This is a genomic window from Rhizobium leguminosarum (assembly GCF_019798305.1).
GTDB classification, from domain to species: Bacteria; Pseudomonadota; Alphaproteobacteria; order Rhizobiales; family Rhizobiaceae; genus Rhizobium; species Rhizobium leguminosarum_U.
In genome coordinates, this window is record NZ_JAAXDD010000010.1 from 51,685 (window position 1) to 67,416 (window position 15,732).

Genomic DNA, 15,732 nt, shown 5'->3' on the forward strand with positions numbered 1-15,732 from the left:
CATGAAGAGCTCATTTATTTCAAGTTCGGCCATTCAGAACGCGATGCGGTTGACGATCCGTCAGGCGCAGAACCAGATGACCAAGGCGACGATGGAAGCGACGACGGGAGTCTATGCGGATATCGGTATCTCGCTCGGCGGCAACGCTGCCAGGAGCGTCGACTTCAGCCGCGAGGTCGACAGGATAGCCTCGATCAAAGCAAGCAACTCGCTCGTCACCGCGCGCATGGAATCCTCGCAACTCGGCCTTTCCAAGATGAAGGACGTCGGCGACGGCCTGGTGTCGAAGCTGACGGCGCTCCAGGGCAGTCACGATCCCGGCAGCATCACCGTCGCCATCCAGTCGGCGACCAGCGCCTTGTCCACGATGATGGATACAGCCAATACCATGGTGAACGGCGAATATCTGTTCTCCGGCATCAACACCGATGTGCAGCCGCTGACCGACAAGACGACCGCGACGAGTGCCGCCATCGTTACGGCCCTGAACGCTTATGCGGCAGGACTCCCGAAGGCGGTCAAAGATCTGACTGGCGCTGAAATGAGCACCTTCATCACTACGACGGTAGAACCGATGTTCACCGAGACTGCTTGGACCGACCCGACGACCGGGTGGTCGCAGGCATCAAGCCAAAATATGACGAGCCGCATCAGCAACTCGGAAGTAATCGAATCGTCGACGAATGCCAATTCCGAGGGCATGCGTTACTTCGCGCTTGCCTCGGTGATGACCTCGGCGCTGTTGGGCCAGGGCCTCAGCAGCGATGCGATGAGCACGGTGTCCAAGCAGGCGATCAGCTATACGACGAAGGCAACCAGCGGCCTCGTGACGCAGGCAAGCCAGCTCGGCCTTTCGCAGGAGCGCGTCAAGAAGTCCAACGACGCCCTCGACGCCCAGTCGAATATCATCAAGAACAAGCTCGTCGATCTCCAGGGCGTCGATCCTTACGAAGCCTCGACCCTCGTCAAGACTTTGGAAACGCAGCTTGAAACCGCTTACACGATCGTCTCGAAGATCCAGCAGTTGAGTCTAGTAAACTACCTTTGATGAGCAAAGGCGCGCAATAAAGAAGGATGCATGAATGTATCAGTTCTCATATGCCGAAGTCATGCAGGACTCGGTGGCCGACGCGAAAGAGCGGGAATGGCAGGTTCTCGACCGGTCCATAGACCTGCTGTCGTTGGCGCGCGAAAAGGAAAAATACGGCCGGGAAGCCATTGAAGCCCTGTTTTATACCCGCCGGGTGTGGATCAGTTTCATCGAGGATCTCAAACATCCCGACAACCAGCTGGAGATCGGGCTCAGGGCCAACCTCATCTCGATCGCAATCTGGATATTGAAGGAATGCGACAGGATCAGAAAACGTCAGTCTAATAACTACCAGGGCATCATCGACGTTACCACCATCATCAGGGATGGACTTAAATGAAAAGTACACTTCGCATTTCTCTGAAAGCCGGAGAAAGAATCTTCATCAACGGCGCGGTCCTGCGCGTCGACCGCAAGGTCGCGCTGGAATTCCTGAATGATGTGACGTTCCTTCTCGAAAACCACGTCCTTCAGCCGGAGGGCGCCACGACGCCGCTGCGTCAGCTCTATTTCATTGCGCAGATGATCCTCATCAACCCTGAGGGCAAGGACCACTCGACGGCGTTGTTCCGCAAGTCGATCACCATGCTGCTCTCCTGCTTCAAGAACGAGGAGATCCTCGCCGAACTGAAGCGCATCGATGCACTCGTCTCGACGGGCCGCGCCTTCGATGCGTTGAAGGCGATCCGCGGCCTCTACGCGATCGAAGACAATATCCTCAACAACCACGAAATGCCGCCGACGATGGTCGAGCAGATTCGCAGGGAGATTGCACCATGGCGGTAGATGCAACATCAAGCGTGGCCAAAACGAGTTCGACGACTACGACGAACACGGCCCAGCAGAAGGCGACGCTGAACTACGACAATTTCCTTCAGCTGCTCATCGCGCAGATGAAGAACCAGGATCCGACCGATCCGGTCGACGCCAGCGAGCAGATGTCGCAGCTGGCGAGCTTCTCGCAGGTCGAACAGACGATCCAGACCAATACCAAACTGGACACGCTGCTCGCCAGCTCGAGCCTCACCCAGGCCAGCAGCTACGTCGGCAAATACATGGAAAGCGCCGACGGCACCGTCAAAGGCACCATCGAATCCGTCAAGGTTTATTCCGACGGAATCATTGCGACAACCACGGCTGGCGGTAATATACTCGTGCAGGCGGGAATCACTGTTGCCGACAAGGCACCGACCAGCGATACCTGATACCCACGGCGCCGGTGCGCCGTATGGCTCGGTTGATACCAATCAATGGCGCTCCGGCCACGGCGGGGCCACTTCAAGGCGATATGAGGTTGCCTTCAGATGAATGAAGCTGATGCATTGGATCTGTTCCAGGCGGCGATCTGGACCGTCCTGATTGCCGCGGGTCCCGCCGTCATCGTCGCGATGGCAGTTGGTCTCATCATTGCCTTGATCCAGGCGCTGACCCAGGTGCAGGAAGCGACGCTGACCTTCGTGCCGAAGATCGTCGCGGTGCTGATCACGGTCGGCGTCACCGCACCTTTCGCCGGCTCGCAGATCTCCATTTTCACCAATCTGGTCTTCTCGCGCATCCAGTCCGGCTTCTAGAACAGGATGATTTTAGGCCGGGTCGGCCTAAAATCTGAATCCTGTTCTACATTATATAGTCAGAGCATGATGTCGCCCGAAAACCGCTCACACTTTTCGGCATCATGCTCTAGAGCAATTCCACCAAAAGTGCGCAGCGATCGGGCCACCTTCGCGCAAGCTTCGCCATTTAACTCTCGATCCGAATTGGGCTGGCCGCATGGCCGCCTCCTCTCATGAAGAGACGGAATCGTCATGGCGCAACCACCTGCACTCCCCCTTCCGAAAGTCGCCCCTAGCCTGCGCGATGTCGGTTTTGCCCTTGGCATCATCGGCATCATCTGCATTCTCTTCCTGCCGATTCCGCCGTTCCTGATCGATATGGGACTGGCCTTCTCGATCGCCTTTTCGGTGCTGATCCTGATGGTCTCGCTTTGGATCCAGAAACCACTCGATTTCTCGTCTTTCCCGACCATTCTGCTGATCGCGACGATGACCCGGCTGGCGCTGAACATCGCCACGACACGCGTCATCCTGTCCCACGGCAATGAAGGCCACGAAGCAGCGGGCGGCGTCATCGCCGGATTCGCAAGCCTGGTGATGTCCGGCGACTTCGTCATCGGTCTGATCGTCTTCCTGATCCTCATCACCATCAACTTCATCGTCATCACCAAGGGCGCCACGCGTATCGCCGAAGTCGGTGCGCGTTTCACCCTGGATGCCATCCCCGGCAAGCAGATGTCGATCGACGCCGATCTCTCGGCCGGCATCATCGACGAAAAGGAAGCCCAGCGCCGGCGCAAGGAACTCGAGGAGGAAAGCTCCTTCTTCGGTGCGATGGACGGTGCGTCGAAGTTCGTGCGCGGCGATGCCGTCGCCGGCCTCATCATCACCTGCATCAACGTCTTCGGCGGCATCATCATCGGCTACTTCCGCCACGGCATGCCGATCGGCGAAGCGGCCGACGTCTTCGTCAAGCTCTCCGTCGGCGACGGCCTCGTCTCGCAGATGCCGGCCCTCATCGTTTCGCTCGCCGCCGGCCTTCTCGTCTCTCGCGGCGGCACCGTCGGCTCCACCGACCAGGCGGTCGTCAACCAGTTGAGCGGGTATCCCCGCGCGCTTTCCGTCTCGGCCGTGCTGATGTTCGTGCTGGCCCTGATGCCCGGCCTGCCGTTTGTCCCCTTCGTGGTCCTCGGCGGTCTGCTCGCTTTCGGCGCCTGGTTCATCCCGCGTCAGGTCGAAGCCGAAAACAAACTTCGCCGCGAGCAGGAAGAAAAGAAGGTCGTCCAGAGCAAGGAGCTGGAAAAGGATTCCGTCAAGTCGGTGCTGCGCACCTCGGAGATTGAGCTCGCACTCGGCAAGATGGTCTCGACGCGCCTGCTTGGCGCCCACCAGGAGCTCGCCTTCCGTGTCGGGAAGATGCGCAAGAAGTTCGCCACGCAATACGGTTTCGTCGTGCCCGAAATCAAGGTGACCGACGATATCGCCATTGCCGAGAAGTCCTATCAGATCCGCATCCACGGCACGACGGTCGCCTCCAACCTGCTGCGCGTCGGTGAAGTTCTCGTCGTGACCGGCGCCGGCCGCCGGCCGAGCATTCCCGGCGACGAAATCCGTGAACCCGCTTTCGGTATGCCCGCCGTCTCGATCCTCGAAAACTTCGCCGACGATCTGAAACGCGAGGGCTTCCAGCCGATCGACAACGTCTCCGTCGTGCTGACCCATATGAGCGAGGTCATCCGCAACAACCTGCCGCAGCTTCTGTCCTACAAGGACGTGAAGGTGCTGATCGATCGGCTCGATCCCGAATACAAGAAGCTGGCCGACGAGATCTGCTCGTCGCACATGTCTTATTCGGGCCTGCAGGCGGTGCTCAAGCTGCTGCTTGCCGAACGCGTCTCGATCCGCAACCTGCACCTCATTCTCGAAGCGGTGGCCGAACTCGCCCCGCATGTCAGGAAGACCGAGCAGATTGTCGAGCACGTCCGCATCCGCATGGCGCAGCAGCTCTGCGGCGACCTCGCCGACAACGGCGTGCTGCGTGTGCTGCGGCTGGGCAGCAAGTGGGATCTGGCTTTCCACCAGGCGCTGAAGCGCGACGCCAAGGGCGAAGTGATCGAATTCGACATCGATCCGCGCAGCCTCGAAGAGTTCAGCGAGCAGGCCACCAAAGTTATCCGTGAGTTCATGGATCGCGGCCTGCCATTCGCCCTTGTCACATCGCCGGAAACACGCTCCTATGTGCGCATGATCATCGAACGGCTGTTCGCCACGCTCCCGGTCCTGTCGCATGTCGAACTGGCCAAGGGCATCGAGATAAAGATTTTGGGCTCTATTTCATGATAACAGACCCGCAAGGGACCGTTCTCGCGCTGTTTCTGGTTTTCTGCCGGATCGGTGGCTGTGTGCTGGCTCTTCCGGGTTTTTCCTCGGCGCGCGTGCCCGACCAGCTGCGCGTCTTCATCGCCGGCGCGCTCTCGATCGCCGTCATGCCGTTGCTCTGGGACACCGTCTACCCGGCCGTTCACACAAGTTCGGGAACCTATATCGGCCTGATCTTCAGCGAATCGCTGATCGGCGTGATGTACGGCATGCTGGCGAGGATCTACACGATCGGCATGCAGTTCGCCGCGACGATCATCGCGATGATGGTCGGTTACACCCAGCCGGGTTCCGCCGACATCCTCGAAGACACGCCGGAGACCAGCCTTTCCGGCTTCATTACCTTTGCCGGCATCATGATTCTCTTCATCATGGATTTCCATCATATCGTCTTCCGCGCGCTGATCGATTCCTACACGACCATGCCCTTTGGCGGCCTGATGCAGATGCGCGCGACGTTGATCTCCTTTACCGACACGCTGGAACAGACCACCTACATCATGCTGCGGCTGTCGAGCCCGTTTTTGATCTACGGCATGATCTTCAACGTCTCGATCGGTTTCATCAACAAGCTGGCGCCGCAGATCCCGGTCTACTTCATTTCCACGCCCTATCTGCTGATGGGCGGGCTCTTCCTGATCTATTTCTCGATTGCGGCGTTGGTCAATCAGTTCGGCCAGTCCTTCGGCTCGATCTATATCGGGCGATGAGGCGATGATCGAAAAGAAGCGCTCCCAGAAGCTCAAGCGGCTGCTCTCGGTGCAGCGACACATCGAAAGAATGGCCGAGAACGATCTGGCCGAAACCAGCCGCCAGCGTATCGAGGTCAATGTGGCGATGGACGATGTCATCCTGGCGCTCGGCTCGATGGACCCCGTCCACCACGCCTTCTCGCAAAGTTACGCCGACCGATTCGGCAGGCTCACCATCAAGGACAAGCAGCTGACCGGCATGCAGCAGGTCCACGAAATGCGGCTGACGCGCGAGCGCGCCAAGGGCGACCGCCTCGAAGACGGCATGAAGGAAGCTCTCGAAGCCGAGCGCCGCGAGGCAGATGACAACGCCGTCTACGATGTCATCGATCAGCAATTCGCAACGCCAGCCTCCAGCAAGCTTCAAAAACCATAGTCGTTACGATCTTAAATTCAGAGGATTGTAACGTGGCTATTTCGCCCCCCAGTGATCTGGTCTTGGACGTTGTCAAAGCTGCCGACCCCATGGCGGTTCAGGCAGCCCAGGAAAAGTTGAAGGCAAATCGTGCGCCCTTTGCCGCAACGAGCCTCGCCGAGAATGGCAAGGGCTTCTCGAATACGGTCGACGTTCTCGATCATATCGGCCAGAAGAGCGGCCTCGCAAATATCCAGAACCGCACCAAGGCCGAGGACGTTCCGGAAAGCTACCGGAAGTTCGAGGCCATGGTCCTGCAGAATTTCGTCAAGTCCATGCTGCCGAGCGAAAGCGAAGACGTATACGGCAAGGGCGCGACCGGCGATATCTGGAAGGGCATGATGGCCGAACAGCTCGGCAACACCATGGCCAAGGGAGACGGCATCGGTATCGCCAAGCAGATGTACAGCGAGCAATTGCGCCGGCAGGAAGGCAAGGTCGTCAATGCCTCCACCAACGACGATGACCGCAACACTGCGCTCAGCATGATCGACGACTTCCAGCGCAAGACCTTTGGCACGCCGACCGCCGAAGCCAAGACCGACAGAACAGGATGATTTTAGGCCCGTTGGCCTAAAATCTGAATCCTGTTCTCAATTAAATAGTTAGAGCATGACGCTGTCCGAAAACCGCGCATACTTTTCGCATAATGCTCTAAACGACGCATAACCGGGGTTACAATGGAAATAGTTTCGAACGAATACAGGATCAAATCCGTTCTCGGACGCCTCGAAATGATTATCGATAATGAGAACACCCGGATCGGCAACGATCCGCAGTTCGATCTCAAGGTCTCCAACGCGCATAAGAGCCGCTGCCTCTATGAGCTGTCGATGCTTTTCCGCGACACCGATCCCGCCGAGCTTGCCGCTGCCCATCTCGATCAGTTGCACGGACTGAAGAAGAAGCTGGTTCTCAATGCCCGTCGCGTCGAGGCGCATCTCGAGGCGGTTCGCGCCGTCGCCGACCTCCTGAAGAACGCGGTTCAGGACGCCGATGCCGACGGCACCTATTCCCAGGAACAATTCGCCGCGCGTGGAAACTGATGATCAAGCTCGTCCTCACCGGTGTCTGGGTTTGCGCCATCACCTTGGCATCGGTCTATTTCTCGGTGTACCTGGCAACGGCGCCGGCGCCCGCAGCAACGGATTCCAAGCAGAGCGCTCTTGAACTGGTGAAGGGCGAAACGATCACAGTGCCGATCATCGGCAACGGTGCGATCACCGGTTACTTCCTCGGTCGCGTTTCATTCATGATGAACAAGGACATGCTGAAAGGCGTGACGCTGCCGCTGAGCGAGATGACGACGGACGAGCTTTTCAGCCTGCTCGTGGGCAACAAGATGGTCGATATCGCCCACATCAAGTCCTTCGATCCGAAGGCCTTCCGCGAGGAAATCAAGAAGGGCATGAACGAGCGCCTCGGCGGCGAATACGTCGCCGACGTGATGCTGGAACAGCTCGACTATCTCTCCAAGGAAGAGGTCAAGGAAAGCTCCGCCGGCCAGCCGAAGAAGGTGGGCGCACCCGTCAAGATCGTCGAGACCGCACCTGCCGCCGAAGCACCGGCGCCGGCGGCCGACTAAAGATCATCTGCTCATCGACGACAAACGGCGCCCAAGGGCGCCGTTTGTCGTCGGCGCACGTGGTTAATAATCTACTTATGCGAGCATAGAAATTCAAGGAATTTTCCTAAGGGTTGTTTGAAACCGTCCTGTTATATCAGGTGTCACAGCTTGGCATGCGCCGCTTATCCGAGATCGGAGCGACGCCATCCCGGCGGGACGCGACCGGTCCTTTCGAGACCTCCGGTGCGGAAATATGGGCTTGTTTTCCGGGATGTCGGGCGCATGCAGCACCCTCGGCAGGAGGTAGGAATGAATCTGATTGCAAACTTCGCGGTGCTCGCATCGCGGCGGACGATCTTCGATCTGCCGGTCTGCGATCTCGGCTGGGACGACGCCCTCGTTTTCATCAACGAGCTGGCCTCCATTCCCGTCGGCCAGACCGTGGTTTGCTTCGTCAACGCCCACAACATGCTGACGGCACTGCGCGACGACGAATATTACCGGATCATGTCGCACAATCTGGTGCTGCCGGACGGCATCGGCCTCAATATCGCATCGCAGATCGCCCATGGTTCGCCGTTTCCCGCCAATCTGAACGGCACCGATTTCGTGCCGGCCTTTCTGACCTTCATGGAGGCGCCGCGTCGAATCGGCCTCATCGGCGGCGAGCGTTCGGTTGTCGAGGCGGCGGCGGAAAACTTCCGCAGGCACACGCCCTGGCACGAATTCGTCGTCGTTTCCGACGGTTACTTCGACAAGGTCGATCCCTCGCCTGTCATCGAAGAGCTCGAGCGCCAGAAGCTCGATATCCTGATCGTCGGCATGGGCACGCCGCTGCAGGAAAAATGGGTTCACGATCATATTCGCGCCGATCATGCGCGCCTGGTGCTGACGGTGGGCGCCCTCTTCGACTTCGTCTCCGGCGCCGTTCCGCGTGCGCCGAGTACGGTGCGGATGATGCGCCTGGAATGGGCCTATCGCCTGCTGCAGGAGCCGACGCGCCTCTGGCGCCGCTACATCATCGGCATCCCGGTGTTTCTCTTCCATGTCCTACGCTACCGCTTCCGTCGGCGTGAAAGGATCCTCAGCTATCCGGAAGATCACGGCAGCGCGCTGCAGCCGCGGTCGGACCATAAGAAGGCGAGCTGACTTTATAACGCCGCGCGTCTAACAAAGACGCGCGACTTGGCAATTCTTGCCCGCTGCGGTTAACCATTTCTTTGCCATGAATATTTAGAGTGGCTTAATCGTCCGCGTCCGTGCGGATGAGCGAACTCGGCCATCATGTGCATGAGATGTGGCGCAAATGTACGATATCAGGGCCAGAAACAACTTCCAGGATCGCGCAGCCGCAGGGCCGCGCCCCCATGACGAGTCCTATGCGGCGCCCCGGTCGAGCCGGCCTGATATCGCGCCGCCCGAGGCCGAATTGCTGCGCGCCATCGGCCGCGCGCTGGAAGAACAGCGCGCCAGGGCGGCGCGCACCGCACCGCTGGTCGACCGCATCGAAACCATCCTCGGCAACCGCCTCCGGGCCGCCAACGACGTCGGCCATCCGCTTCTTCAGGAGCCGGCGGGCGATGAAGAGCTGAGTGTTCTGGCCCACGAGCCTGTGATTTCACCCGAACGGCTGGCCGCGGTTCGTGAAGAACCCGCCGAGCCCCGGCCGGCCACCCCGCGCCGCCGCGTTGGCGGCATTGGTCTTGCGATGATGGTGGCCGCCGCGACGATCGTCGGCGCGGGCCTGCCGGCGCTGATGCCGGCTTCGCCGGCCCTCTACCGTGCCGAGGCGACACTTGCGGTGAAGAGCGATGCCGCAAGCCGCGCTGCCTTCACCCAGGCTGCGGCAAAAGGGCTGCTGTCGGCGCGCATGGTTGCTTCGACGGTCGCCGCCCTGAAACTCGATCGTGATCCCGAATTTGCCGGCACCAGCGCCAATGCGCTCGGCGTCGCGCTCGATCTCCTCTCGGCGACCGGTGCTGCCGCCGATCCGGCCTCGCGCGCCGAGGTCACGCTGAAGCATGCGGTCGAGATACTGCCCGATGCCGCTGCCGGCACGATCCTCGTGAGGGTGACGACCGGCGCCATCGGCAAATCCATGCGCATCGCCGCAAGGCTTGCCGAAGCCGTTTCTGCAGCAGACGGACCTGGCGATGCCGAAACCGATGCCGCCTTGCGCAAAACCTATGACGAGGCGAAGGCGGAGCTTGCCGCCTTCACGGCAAAGAGCGGCGAGGGCAACGTCAAGGTGGCGATCGATCTTCGCCGCCAGATCGACCAGCTCGATGCCGATCTGAAAGCGGCCGACCAGAATATTCTTGCCGCCAAGGCGCAGACCGACCGGCTCAAGGCGGCAAAACTAGCCGAAGTGCTCGACGGTTCGCTTCCCTCCGATATGCTTTCGCCGGCGCTGCAGGACTGGCGCGACAAATATGCCGTCGCCAGGACAGCGCTTGCGCAGCTTTCGGCCGAGCTCGGCCCGCGCCATCCGCTCCTCTTGCAGCAGCAGGCCGAAACCGACGGTCTGAAGGACAATGTGGGCAAGGAGCTGACCCGTCTTGCCCAGACTGCCAACCTCGCTGCCAAGGCCGCCGTCGATGCGCGCAAGGGCCTGAACGACCGCCGCAATACGCTGATCGCCCAGAGCCGGGACACCGGCGTCGATTTGTCGCGCCTGACCCAGCTCAGCGAAAAGGCCAATGCCGCGCGCTCGCGCCTCGAAGAGGCGACGTCCGCAGCGGTGGGAACGGCCGCCGACGGTCGTATCGTCCTCCTGAAGCCGGCATTGGCAACCGCAGTCTTGGGCACCGATGGCCTGACCGGCCGCTCGCTGACTGGTGCCGCAGCGGGCCTTACGATAGGCCTTGCTGCGGCTTTCCTGCTGCGCCTGCGTAGGCCCGTCGCCGATCCCGGAAGGGAGAAAATGCCGGCGCCCCGGCCACAGGTTCCACTGCCGTCGATGCCCGCGCCGAACCCCGCGCCAATCGACGAAATGGAGGTGCTGCGCTCCGAGATCTCCGGCCTGCGCGACCGGCTTCGTGTTCATGCGCTCGAAGCGCGACGACCGCTGCGTTGAAGGAACATTTCCTTGCATTTTTGATATTGCATTGCTGCTTTCCGACAGGATAGGGCGTTAGCGGGCATTTGAAGCTCGTCAACTATCCATAGATTGATGCGAAACAGGGCGGAGAGACGCGTGGCGACAGTAATCGACGGCAAGTACGTAGCTGCATCGGTCATTCAGACGGTCAAGAGTGCGACGGCAGCGTTGGAAAAAAGCACCGGCGTCACCACCGGCCTTGCTGTCGTCATCGTCGGCGACGATCCGGCAAGCCACGCCTATGTCGGTTCCAAGGGCCGCATGGCCAAGGAATGCGGATTCAAGTCCGTCCAGCACACGCTGCCGGCCGAGACGAAGCAGGAGGAGCTGGCAGCCCTTGTCGCCACCCTCAACGCCGATCCGTCGATCCACGGCATCCTGGTGCAGCTGCCCCTGCCGAAGCCGCTCGACAGCGAGGCGATCATCCAGTCGATCCTGCCGGAAAAGGATGTCGACGGCCTGAGCGTCGTCAATGCCGGCAAGCTCGCCACCGGCGACCTGAAGACCGGACTTGTCTCCTGCACCCCGGCCGGCGCCATGGTGTTCGTCCGCCGCACCCGTGGCGAGGATCTCTCCGGCCTCAACGCCGTCGTCATCGGCCGCTCCAACCTGTTCGGCAAGCCGATGGCGCAATTGCTGCTCAACGCCAATGCGACGGTGACGATCGCGCATTCCAGGACCAGGAATCTCGCCGAGGTCTGCCGCAACGCCGATATCTTGGTGGCCGCTGTCGGCCGGCCGGAGATGGTCAGGGCCGATTGGGTCAAGCCCGGTGCGACGGTCATCGACGTCGGCATCAATCGGGTGGCAGCCCCCGAAAGAGGCGAGGGCAAGACCCGGCTCGTCGGCGATGTCGCCTTCGAAGAGGTCTCTGCGGTCGCCAGTACCATCACCCCGGTTCCCGGCGGCGTCGGACCAATGACCATCGCCATGCTGATGGCCAACACGGTCATCGCCGCCCACCGCACTGCAGGGCAGACGCCGCCGCAGTTTTGATTAGGCCTGGGGAACAGGGCCGGTCGAAGCCCTGACGATCAGCTCGGTCTTCCAGAGCTCCTGGTCGGGGAAGGGGCCGGCCTGCTTCACGGTGCCGATCAGCCGCTGCGCGATGCGAACGCCGGCCGCCCGCAATGAAGAGCGCGTCGTCGTCAGCGGCACGGAAAAGCTTTCCGGTTTCAGCAGCGGCAGCACGTCGTCATGGGCGATCAGCGAGATATCCTCGCCGAGCCGCAATCCGGCCTGGTTGACCGCGCGGATCGCGCCGAGCGCCAGCACCGTACTGGAGCAGAGGATCGCCGTCGGCCGCTCCGGCAATTGCAGAAAATGTTCCATCGCCAGCAGGCCTTGCTCGTCCGTCATCAGCGCGTGGCTCATGCAACCTTCCCCGAGCGCGAGCCCGCGCTCGGCAAGGGCTGATATGACGCCGTTCTTCCTGCGGATGGCGAAATCGAGATGCATCGGTCCGTTCATTAGCGCAAAGCGCGTATGACCGAGCTGCAGCAGCAGTCGTGTCGCATCGTAGAAGGCGCCTTCATTGTCGATGTCGAGATAGGGATAGTCCGGCTCCGAACCAAAGGAGCGGCCGTGCACGACATAGGGCATCGACAGTGATTTCAGCATGGCAAGCCGCGGGTCGTGGCCGCGCATATAGGCGACGAATAGGGCATCGACGTTGCCGCTGATCGCAAGGCGGCGAAGGGCCGCTACCTCGTCATCCGGGTCAGCCGGCATGATGACGAAATGGAAGTCGTGGCGGACGGCCTCTTCGCCGAGCCCGGCCAGGAATTCACCGAAATGCACGTCGGACTGGTGGCCGGGGGCCGTCGGCATGACGAGGCCGATCGAGCCTGCCTTGCCGGTCGCAAGCCGCTGCGCTGCCTTGTTCGGCCGGTAGCCGGTCTCCTTGACAGCCTGGAGCACACGCTCCCGGGTCGCCTCGTTGACCTCGGGATAGCCGTTCAGCGCCCGGCTCACCGTCGTCTGCGACAGCCCCAGCAATTCCGATAGCTGTTTGAGATTCACCTGCTATGCTTCCTCCCGGCCCGCCTGTCAGCCGTCCTGAAAAGGCCTGCCGCCTCCCAGTGGCATCCAAAGCGCTTTCAATTATGTATCATCTGGCGCGCTTGACTCAAGAAAAATCGCTCCATATTTCCCGATAGGCATTGCTGCGCCGCGATATCCAGCATGTATACGGCGGGTTTTCGCGAATTGACTTGACTCCATTCCACCGACAGTGGAATGAGTTGGGTGTCAAAGCGCTTTGAAATTTCTTTTTGGAGGGAATTCGGCGCGGATTGTGATGGGAGGTTGATCACATGAAAAAGTCATTTTTGATGGGCGTTGCCGTGGCAGCGCTTTTTGCCGGTGCTGCGTCCGCGGCCGATTTGAAATTTGCCCCGGGACAGGATTCCAAGTTCAACTGGAAGAGCTATGACGAGTTCAAGGCTGCTCATGCCGATCTGAAGGGCCAGCCGCTGACGATCTTCGGGCCGTGGCGCGGCGAGGACGAGGCGTTCTTCCTGAGCGTTCTTGCCTATTTCACCGAAGCCACCGGCATCGATGCCAAATACTCCTCTTCCGAAAACTACGAACAGCAGATCGTCATCGATACGCAGGCAGGCTCGCCGCCGAACATTGCCGTTCTGCCGCAGCCGGGCCTGCTGGCCGATCTCGCCAGCAAGGGCTTCCTGACGCCGCTCGGCGATGACAACTCCAAGTGGATCAAGGACAATTACGGCGCCGGCGACAGCTGGGTCGGTTACGGCACCTACAAGGGCAAGGACGGCAAGGAAGCCTTCTACGCCTTCCCCTATAAGGCCGACGTAAAATCGCTGGTCTGGTATGTTCCGGAGAACTTCGAGGAAGCCGGCTACAAGATCCCGACGACCATGGAAGAACTGCATGCCCTGACCGATCAGATCGTCAAGGATGGCGGCGTTCCCTGGTGCATCGGTCTCGGTTCCGGCGGCGCCACCGGCTGGCCGGCGACCGACTGGGTCGAGGACATCATGCTGCGCATGCAGCCGCCGGAAGCCTACGACAAGTGGACGACCAACGAGCTGAAGTTCACCGATCCGGCCGTCGTTGCCGCAATCGACGAGTTCGGCAAGTTCGCCAAGAACGCGAAATACGTCGATGGCGGCGTCGCGGCGGTGGCCTCGACCGATTTCCGCGACAGCCCGAAGGGCCTCTTCGCGGTTCCGCCGAAGTGCTACATGCACCATCAGGCCTCGTTCATCCCGTCCTTCTTCCCTGAGGGCACGAAGCTCGGTCAGGATGCCGACTTCTTCTACATGCCGACCTTTGCTTCGCATCCCGAACTCGGCAAGCCGGTTCTCGGCGCCGGCACGCTCGTCTCGATCGCCAAGGACTCGAAGACGGCCCGCGCCTTCATCGACTTCCTGAAGACCCCGATCGCCCATGAGGTCTGGATGGCGCAGTCGAGCTTCCTGACGCCGTATAAGGGCGTCAGCACCGAGGCCTATGCCAACCCGCAGATGAAGAAGGAAGGCGAGATCCTGACCTCCGCCACCACCTTCCGCTTCGACGGTTCCGACCTGATGCCGGGCAAGATCGGCGCCGGCGCCTTCTGGACCGGCATGGTCGATTTCGTCGGCGGCAAGTCGGCCGAAGAGTCTGCAGGCGAAATCCAGAGCGCCTGGGACGGCATCAAGTAATCTTTCAAAATTATGCCGCCGGCTTGCCGGCGGCATGGCTTGCATGACTGGCCGGGCTCGCAAAGAGCCCGGCCATCGCAGGATATATTGTGATTGGGCAATACAAATAGATTGACGATGACCGGCGTTGACCCGTCAGAATAACAACCGGTCGGAATAAGATCAGGAAGCAGGGGAGGGACGAAATGCTGTCGCAGATAGTGTCCGCTTTGGGCGTCGTGGTCGTCGCCGTTGTCGCGTGCTCGGCCTATTTCTATTTTTCGAACAAGATCCTGGACCTCGCTCTGCCGGTGAAGGATGGCGACATCCGCGCCGCATCGCGCAATCTCAACCGCCGTGCACTCGTCCGGCCGTGGCTGTTCATCGGCCCGGCGCTCTTCCTGCTGATCGTCTATCTCGTCTATCCCGTCGTTGCGACCTTCATCCTCTCCTTCTACGACCGTGCCGGTCTGCAGTTCGTCGGCCTTGGCAATTACAGATGGGCGCTCGGCGACCGCGAATTCCGCCAGTCGATCTTCAACAACATCCTCTGGCTTGCCGTGGTGCCGGCCGCCTGCACCTTTTTCGGCCTCGTCATCGCCGTAATGACCGATCGCATCTGGTGGGGCAATATCGCCAAGAGCATCGTCTTCATGCCGATGGCGATCTCCTTCGTCGGCGCCTCGGTCATCTGGAAATTCATCTACGAATATCGCGGCGGCAACGACGTCCAGATCGGCCTGCTGAACGCCATCGTCCAGACGTTCGGCGGGACACCCGAGGTGTGGATCTCAGTTCCCTTCTGGAACAACTTCTTCCTGATGATCATCCTGATCTGGATCCAGACCGGTTTCGCCATGGTCATCCTGTCGGCTGCCCTTCGCGGCATTCCGGAGGAGACGATAGAGGCCGCCGTCATCGACGGCGCCAATGGCTGGCAGATCTTCTGGCGCATCATGGTGCCGCAGATCTGGGGCTCCATCGCGGTCGTCTGGACGACGATCACCATCCTCGTCCTCAAGGTCTTCGACATCGTGCTGACCATGACCAACGGCCAGTGGCAGTCGATGGTGCTGGCGAATTTGATGTTCAACTGGCTGTTTCGCGGCGGCGGCGATTCCGGCCGAAGCGCCGTCATTGCCATCATCATCATGCTCGCCGTCACGCCGATCATGGTTTGGAATGTGCGACGCGCCAATCGCGAACTGAAGGGCCACTGA

General features: G+C 60.5%; 17 protein-coding genes. 16 read left to right on the forward strand and 1 reads right to left on the reverse strand.

The window, feature by feature from the left end; translation table 11 throughout:
* Position 1: 1 nt before the first annotated feature.
* The 14 genes from HFO99_RS18805 to folD all read left to right on the forward strand — a co-directional run bounded on the left by HFO99_RS18805 (position 2) and on the right by folD (position 11,852).
* Positions 2-1,048 (forward strand): flagellar hook-associated family protein, encoded by a 1,047-nt coding sequence (locus HFO99_RS18805; protein ID WP_222362799.1) that lies wholly within the window; start codon positions 2-4, stop codon positions 1,046-1,048.
* A gap of 34 nt (positions 1,049-1,082) precedes the next feature.
* Positions 1,083-1,430 carry a flagellar biosynthesis regulator FlaF gene (flaF, locus tag HFO99_RS18810; protein ID WP_027666404.1) on the forward strand — a complete coding sequence of 116 codons (348 nt, stop codon included), beginning with the start codon at positions 1,083-1,085 and terminating at the stop codon, positions 1,428-1,430.
* Entirely contained in the window at positions 1,427-1,876 is a 450-nt protein-coding gene (gene flbT, locus HFO99_RS18815) for a flagellar biosynthesis repressor FlbT (protein WP_003556571.1), read from the forward strand. Before flaF ends, flbT begins: the two co-directional genes overlap by 4 nt.
* Positions 1,867-2,295: a flagellar hook assembly protein FlgD gene (gene flgD / locus HFO99_RS18820; protein ID WP_222251197.1), complete on the forward strand. Its 429-nt coding sequence runs from the start codon at positions 1,867-1,869 to the stop codon at positions 2,293-2,295. The genes flbT and flgD overlap by 10 nt, the downstream gene beginning before the upstream one ends.
* 99 nt (positions 2,296-2,394) lie before the next feature.
* Complete coding sequence (fliQ, locus tag HFO99_RS18825) at positions 2,395-2,661, forward strand: flagellar biosynthesis protein FliQ (RefSeq protein ID WP_017967052.1); 267 nt, start codon at positions 2,395-2,397, stop codon at positions 2,659-2,661.
* Positions 2,662-2,895: 234 nt separating this feature from the next.
* Positions 2,896-4,983: a flagellar biosynthesis protein FlhA gene (gene flhA, locus HFO99_RS18830; protein WP_064249897.1), complete on the forward strand. Its 2,088-nt coding sequence runs from the start codon at positions 2,896-2,898 to the stop codon at positions 4,981-4,983.
* Complete coding sequence (gene fliR, locus HFO99_RS18835) at positions 4,980-5,732, forward strand: flagellar biosynthetic protein FliR (RefSeq protein ID WP_222362801.1); 753 nt, start codon at positions 4,980-4,982, stop codon at positions 5,730-5,732. Before flhA ends, fliR begins: the two co-directional genes overlap by 4 nt.
* Positions 5,733-5,736: 4 nt before the next feature.
* Positions 5,737-6,150: a hypothetical protein gene (locus tag HFO99_RS18840; protein ID WP_222362811.1), complete on the forward strand. Its 414-nt coding sequence runs from the start codon at positions 5,737-5,739 to the stop codon at positions 6,148-6,150.
* Between the two features lie 32 nt (positions 6,151-6,182).
* Complete coding sequence (locus HFO99_RS18845) at positions 6,183-6,746, forward strand: rod-binding protein (RefSeq protein WP_222362813.1); 564 nt, start codon at positions 6,183-6,185, stop codon at positions 6,744-6,746.
* Positions 6,747-6,869: 123 nt separating this feature from the next.
* Entirely contained in the window at positions 6,870-7,235 is a 366-nt protein-coding gene (locus HFO99_RS18850; RefSeq protein ID WP_003556590.1) for a hypothetical protein, read from the forward strand.
* A complete protein-coding gene (locus HFO99_RS18855) occupies positions 7,235-7,774 on the forward strand; it encodes a hypothetical protein (protein WP_222362815.1) in 540 nt (179 codons plus the stop codon). Before HFO99_RS18850 ends, HFO99_RS18855 begins: the two co-directional genes overlap by 1 nt.
* 291 nt (positions 7,775-8,065) lie before the next feature.
* Positions 8,066-8,905: a WecB/TagA/CpsF family glycosyltransferase gene (locus tag HFO99_RS18860; protein WP_222251204.1), complete on the forward strand. Its 840-nt coding sequence runs from the start codon at positions 8,066-8,068 to the stop codon at positions 8,903-8,905.
* A gap of 157 nt (positions 8,906-9,062) precedes the next feature.
* On the forward strand, positions 9,063-10,832 hold the full coding sequence (locus HFO99_RS18865) for a succinoglycan biosynthesis protein exop (RefSeq protein WP_222362817.1): 1,770 nt from the start codon (positions 9,063-9,065) through the stop codon (positions 10,830-10,832).
* Between the two features lie 120 nt (positions 10,833-10,952).
* Entirely contained in the window at positions 10,953-11,852 is a 900-nt protein-coding gene (folD, locus tag HFO99_RS18870; RefSeq protein WP_222362819.1) for a bifunctional methylenetetrahydrofolate dehydrogenase/methenyltetrahydrofolate cyclohydrolase FolD, read from the forward strand.
* Here the strand turns inward: folD and HFO99_RS18875 are convergent, their stop codons facing one another.
* On the reverse strand, positions 11,853-12,878 hold the full coding sequence (locus HFO99_RS18875) for a LacI family DNA-binding transcriptional regulator (protein WP_222362825.1): 1,026 nt from the start codon (positions 12,876-12,878) through the stop codon (positions 11,853-11,855).
* 293 nt (positions 12,879-13,171) lie between these two features.
* On the opposite strand from HFO99_RS18875, the gene HFO99_RS18880 reads away from it, so the two are divergent.
* Entirely contained in the window at positions 13,172-14,533 is a 1,362-nt protein-coding gene (locus HFO99_RS18880) for an ABC transporter substrate-binding protein (RefSeq protein ID WP_017967063.1), read from the forward strand.
* Positions 14,534-14,718: 185 nt separating this feature from the next.
* Positions 14,719-15,732, forward strand: a complete 1,014-nt coding sequence (locus HFO99_RS18885; protein WP_222362827.1) for a carbohydrate ABC transporter permease — start codon at positions 14,719-14,721, stop codon at positions 15,730-15,732.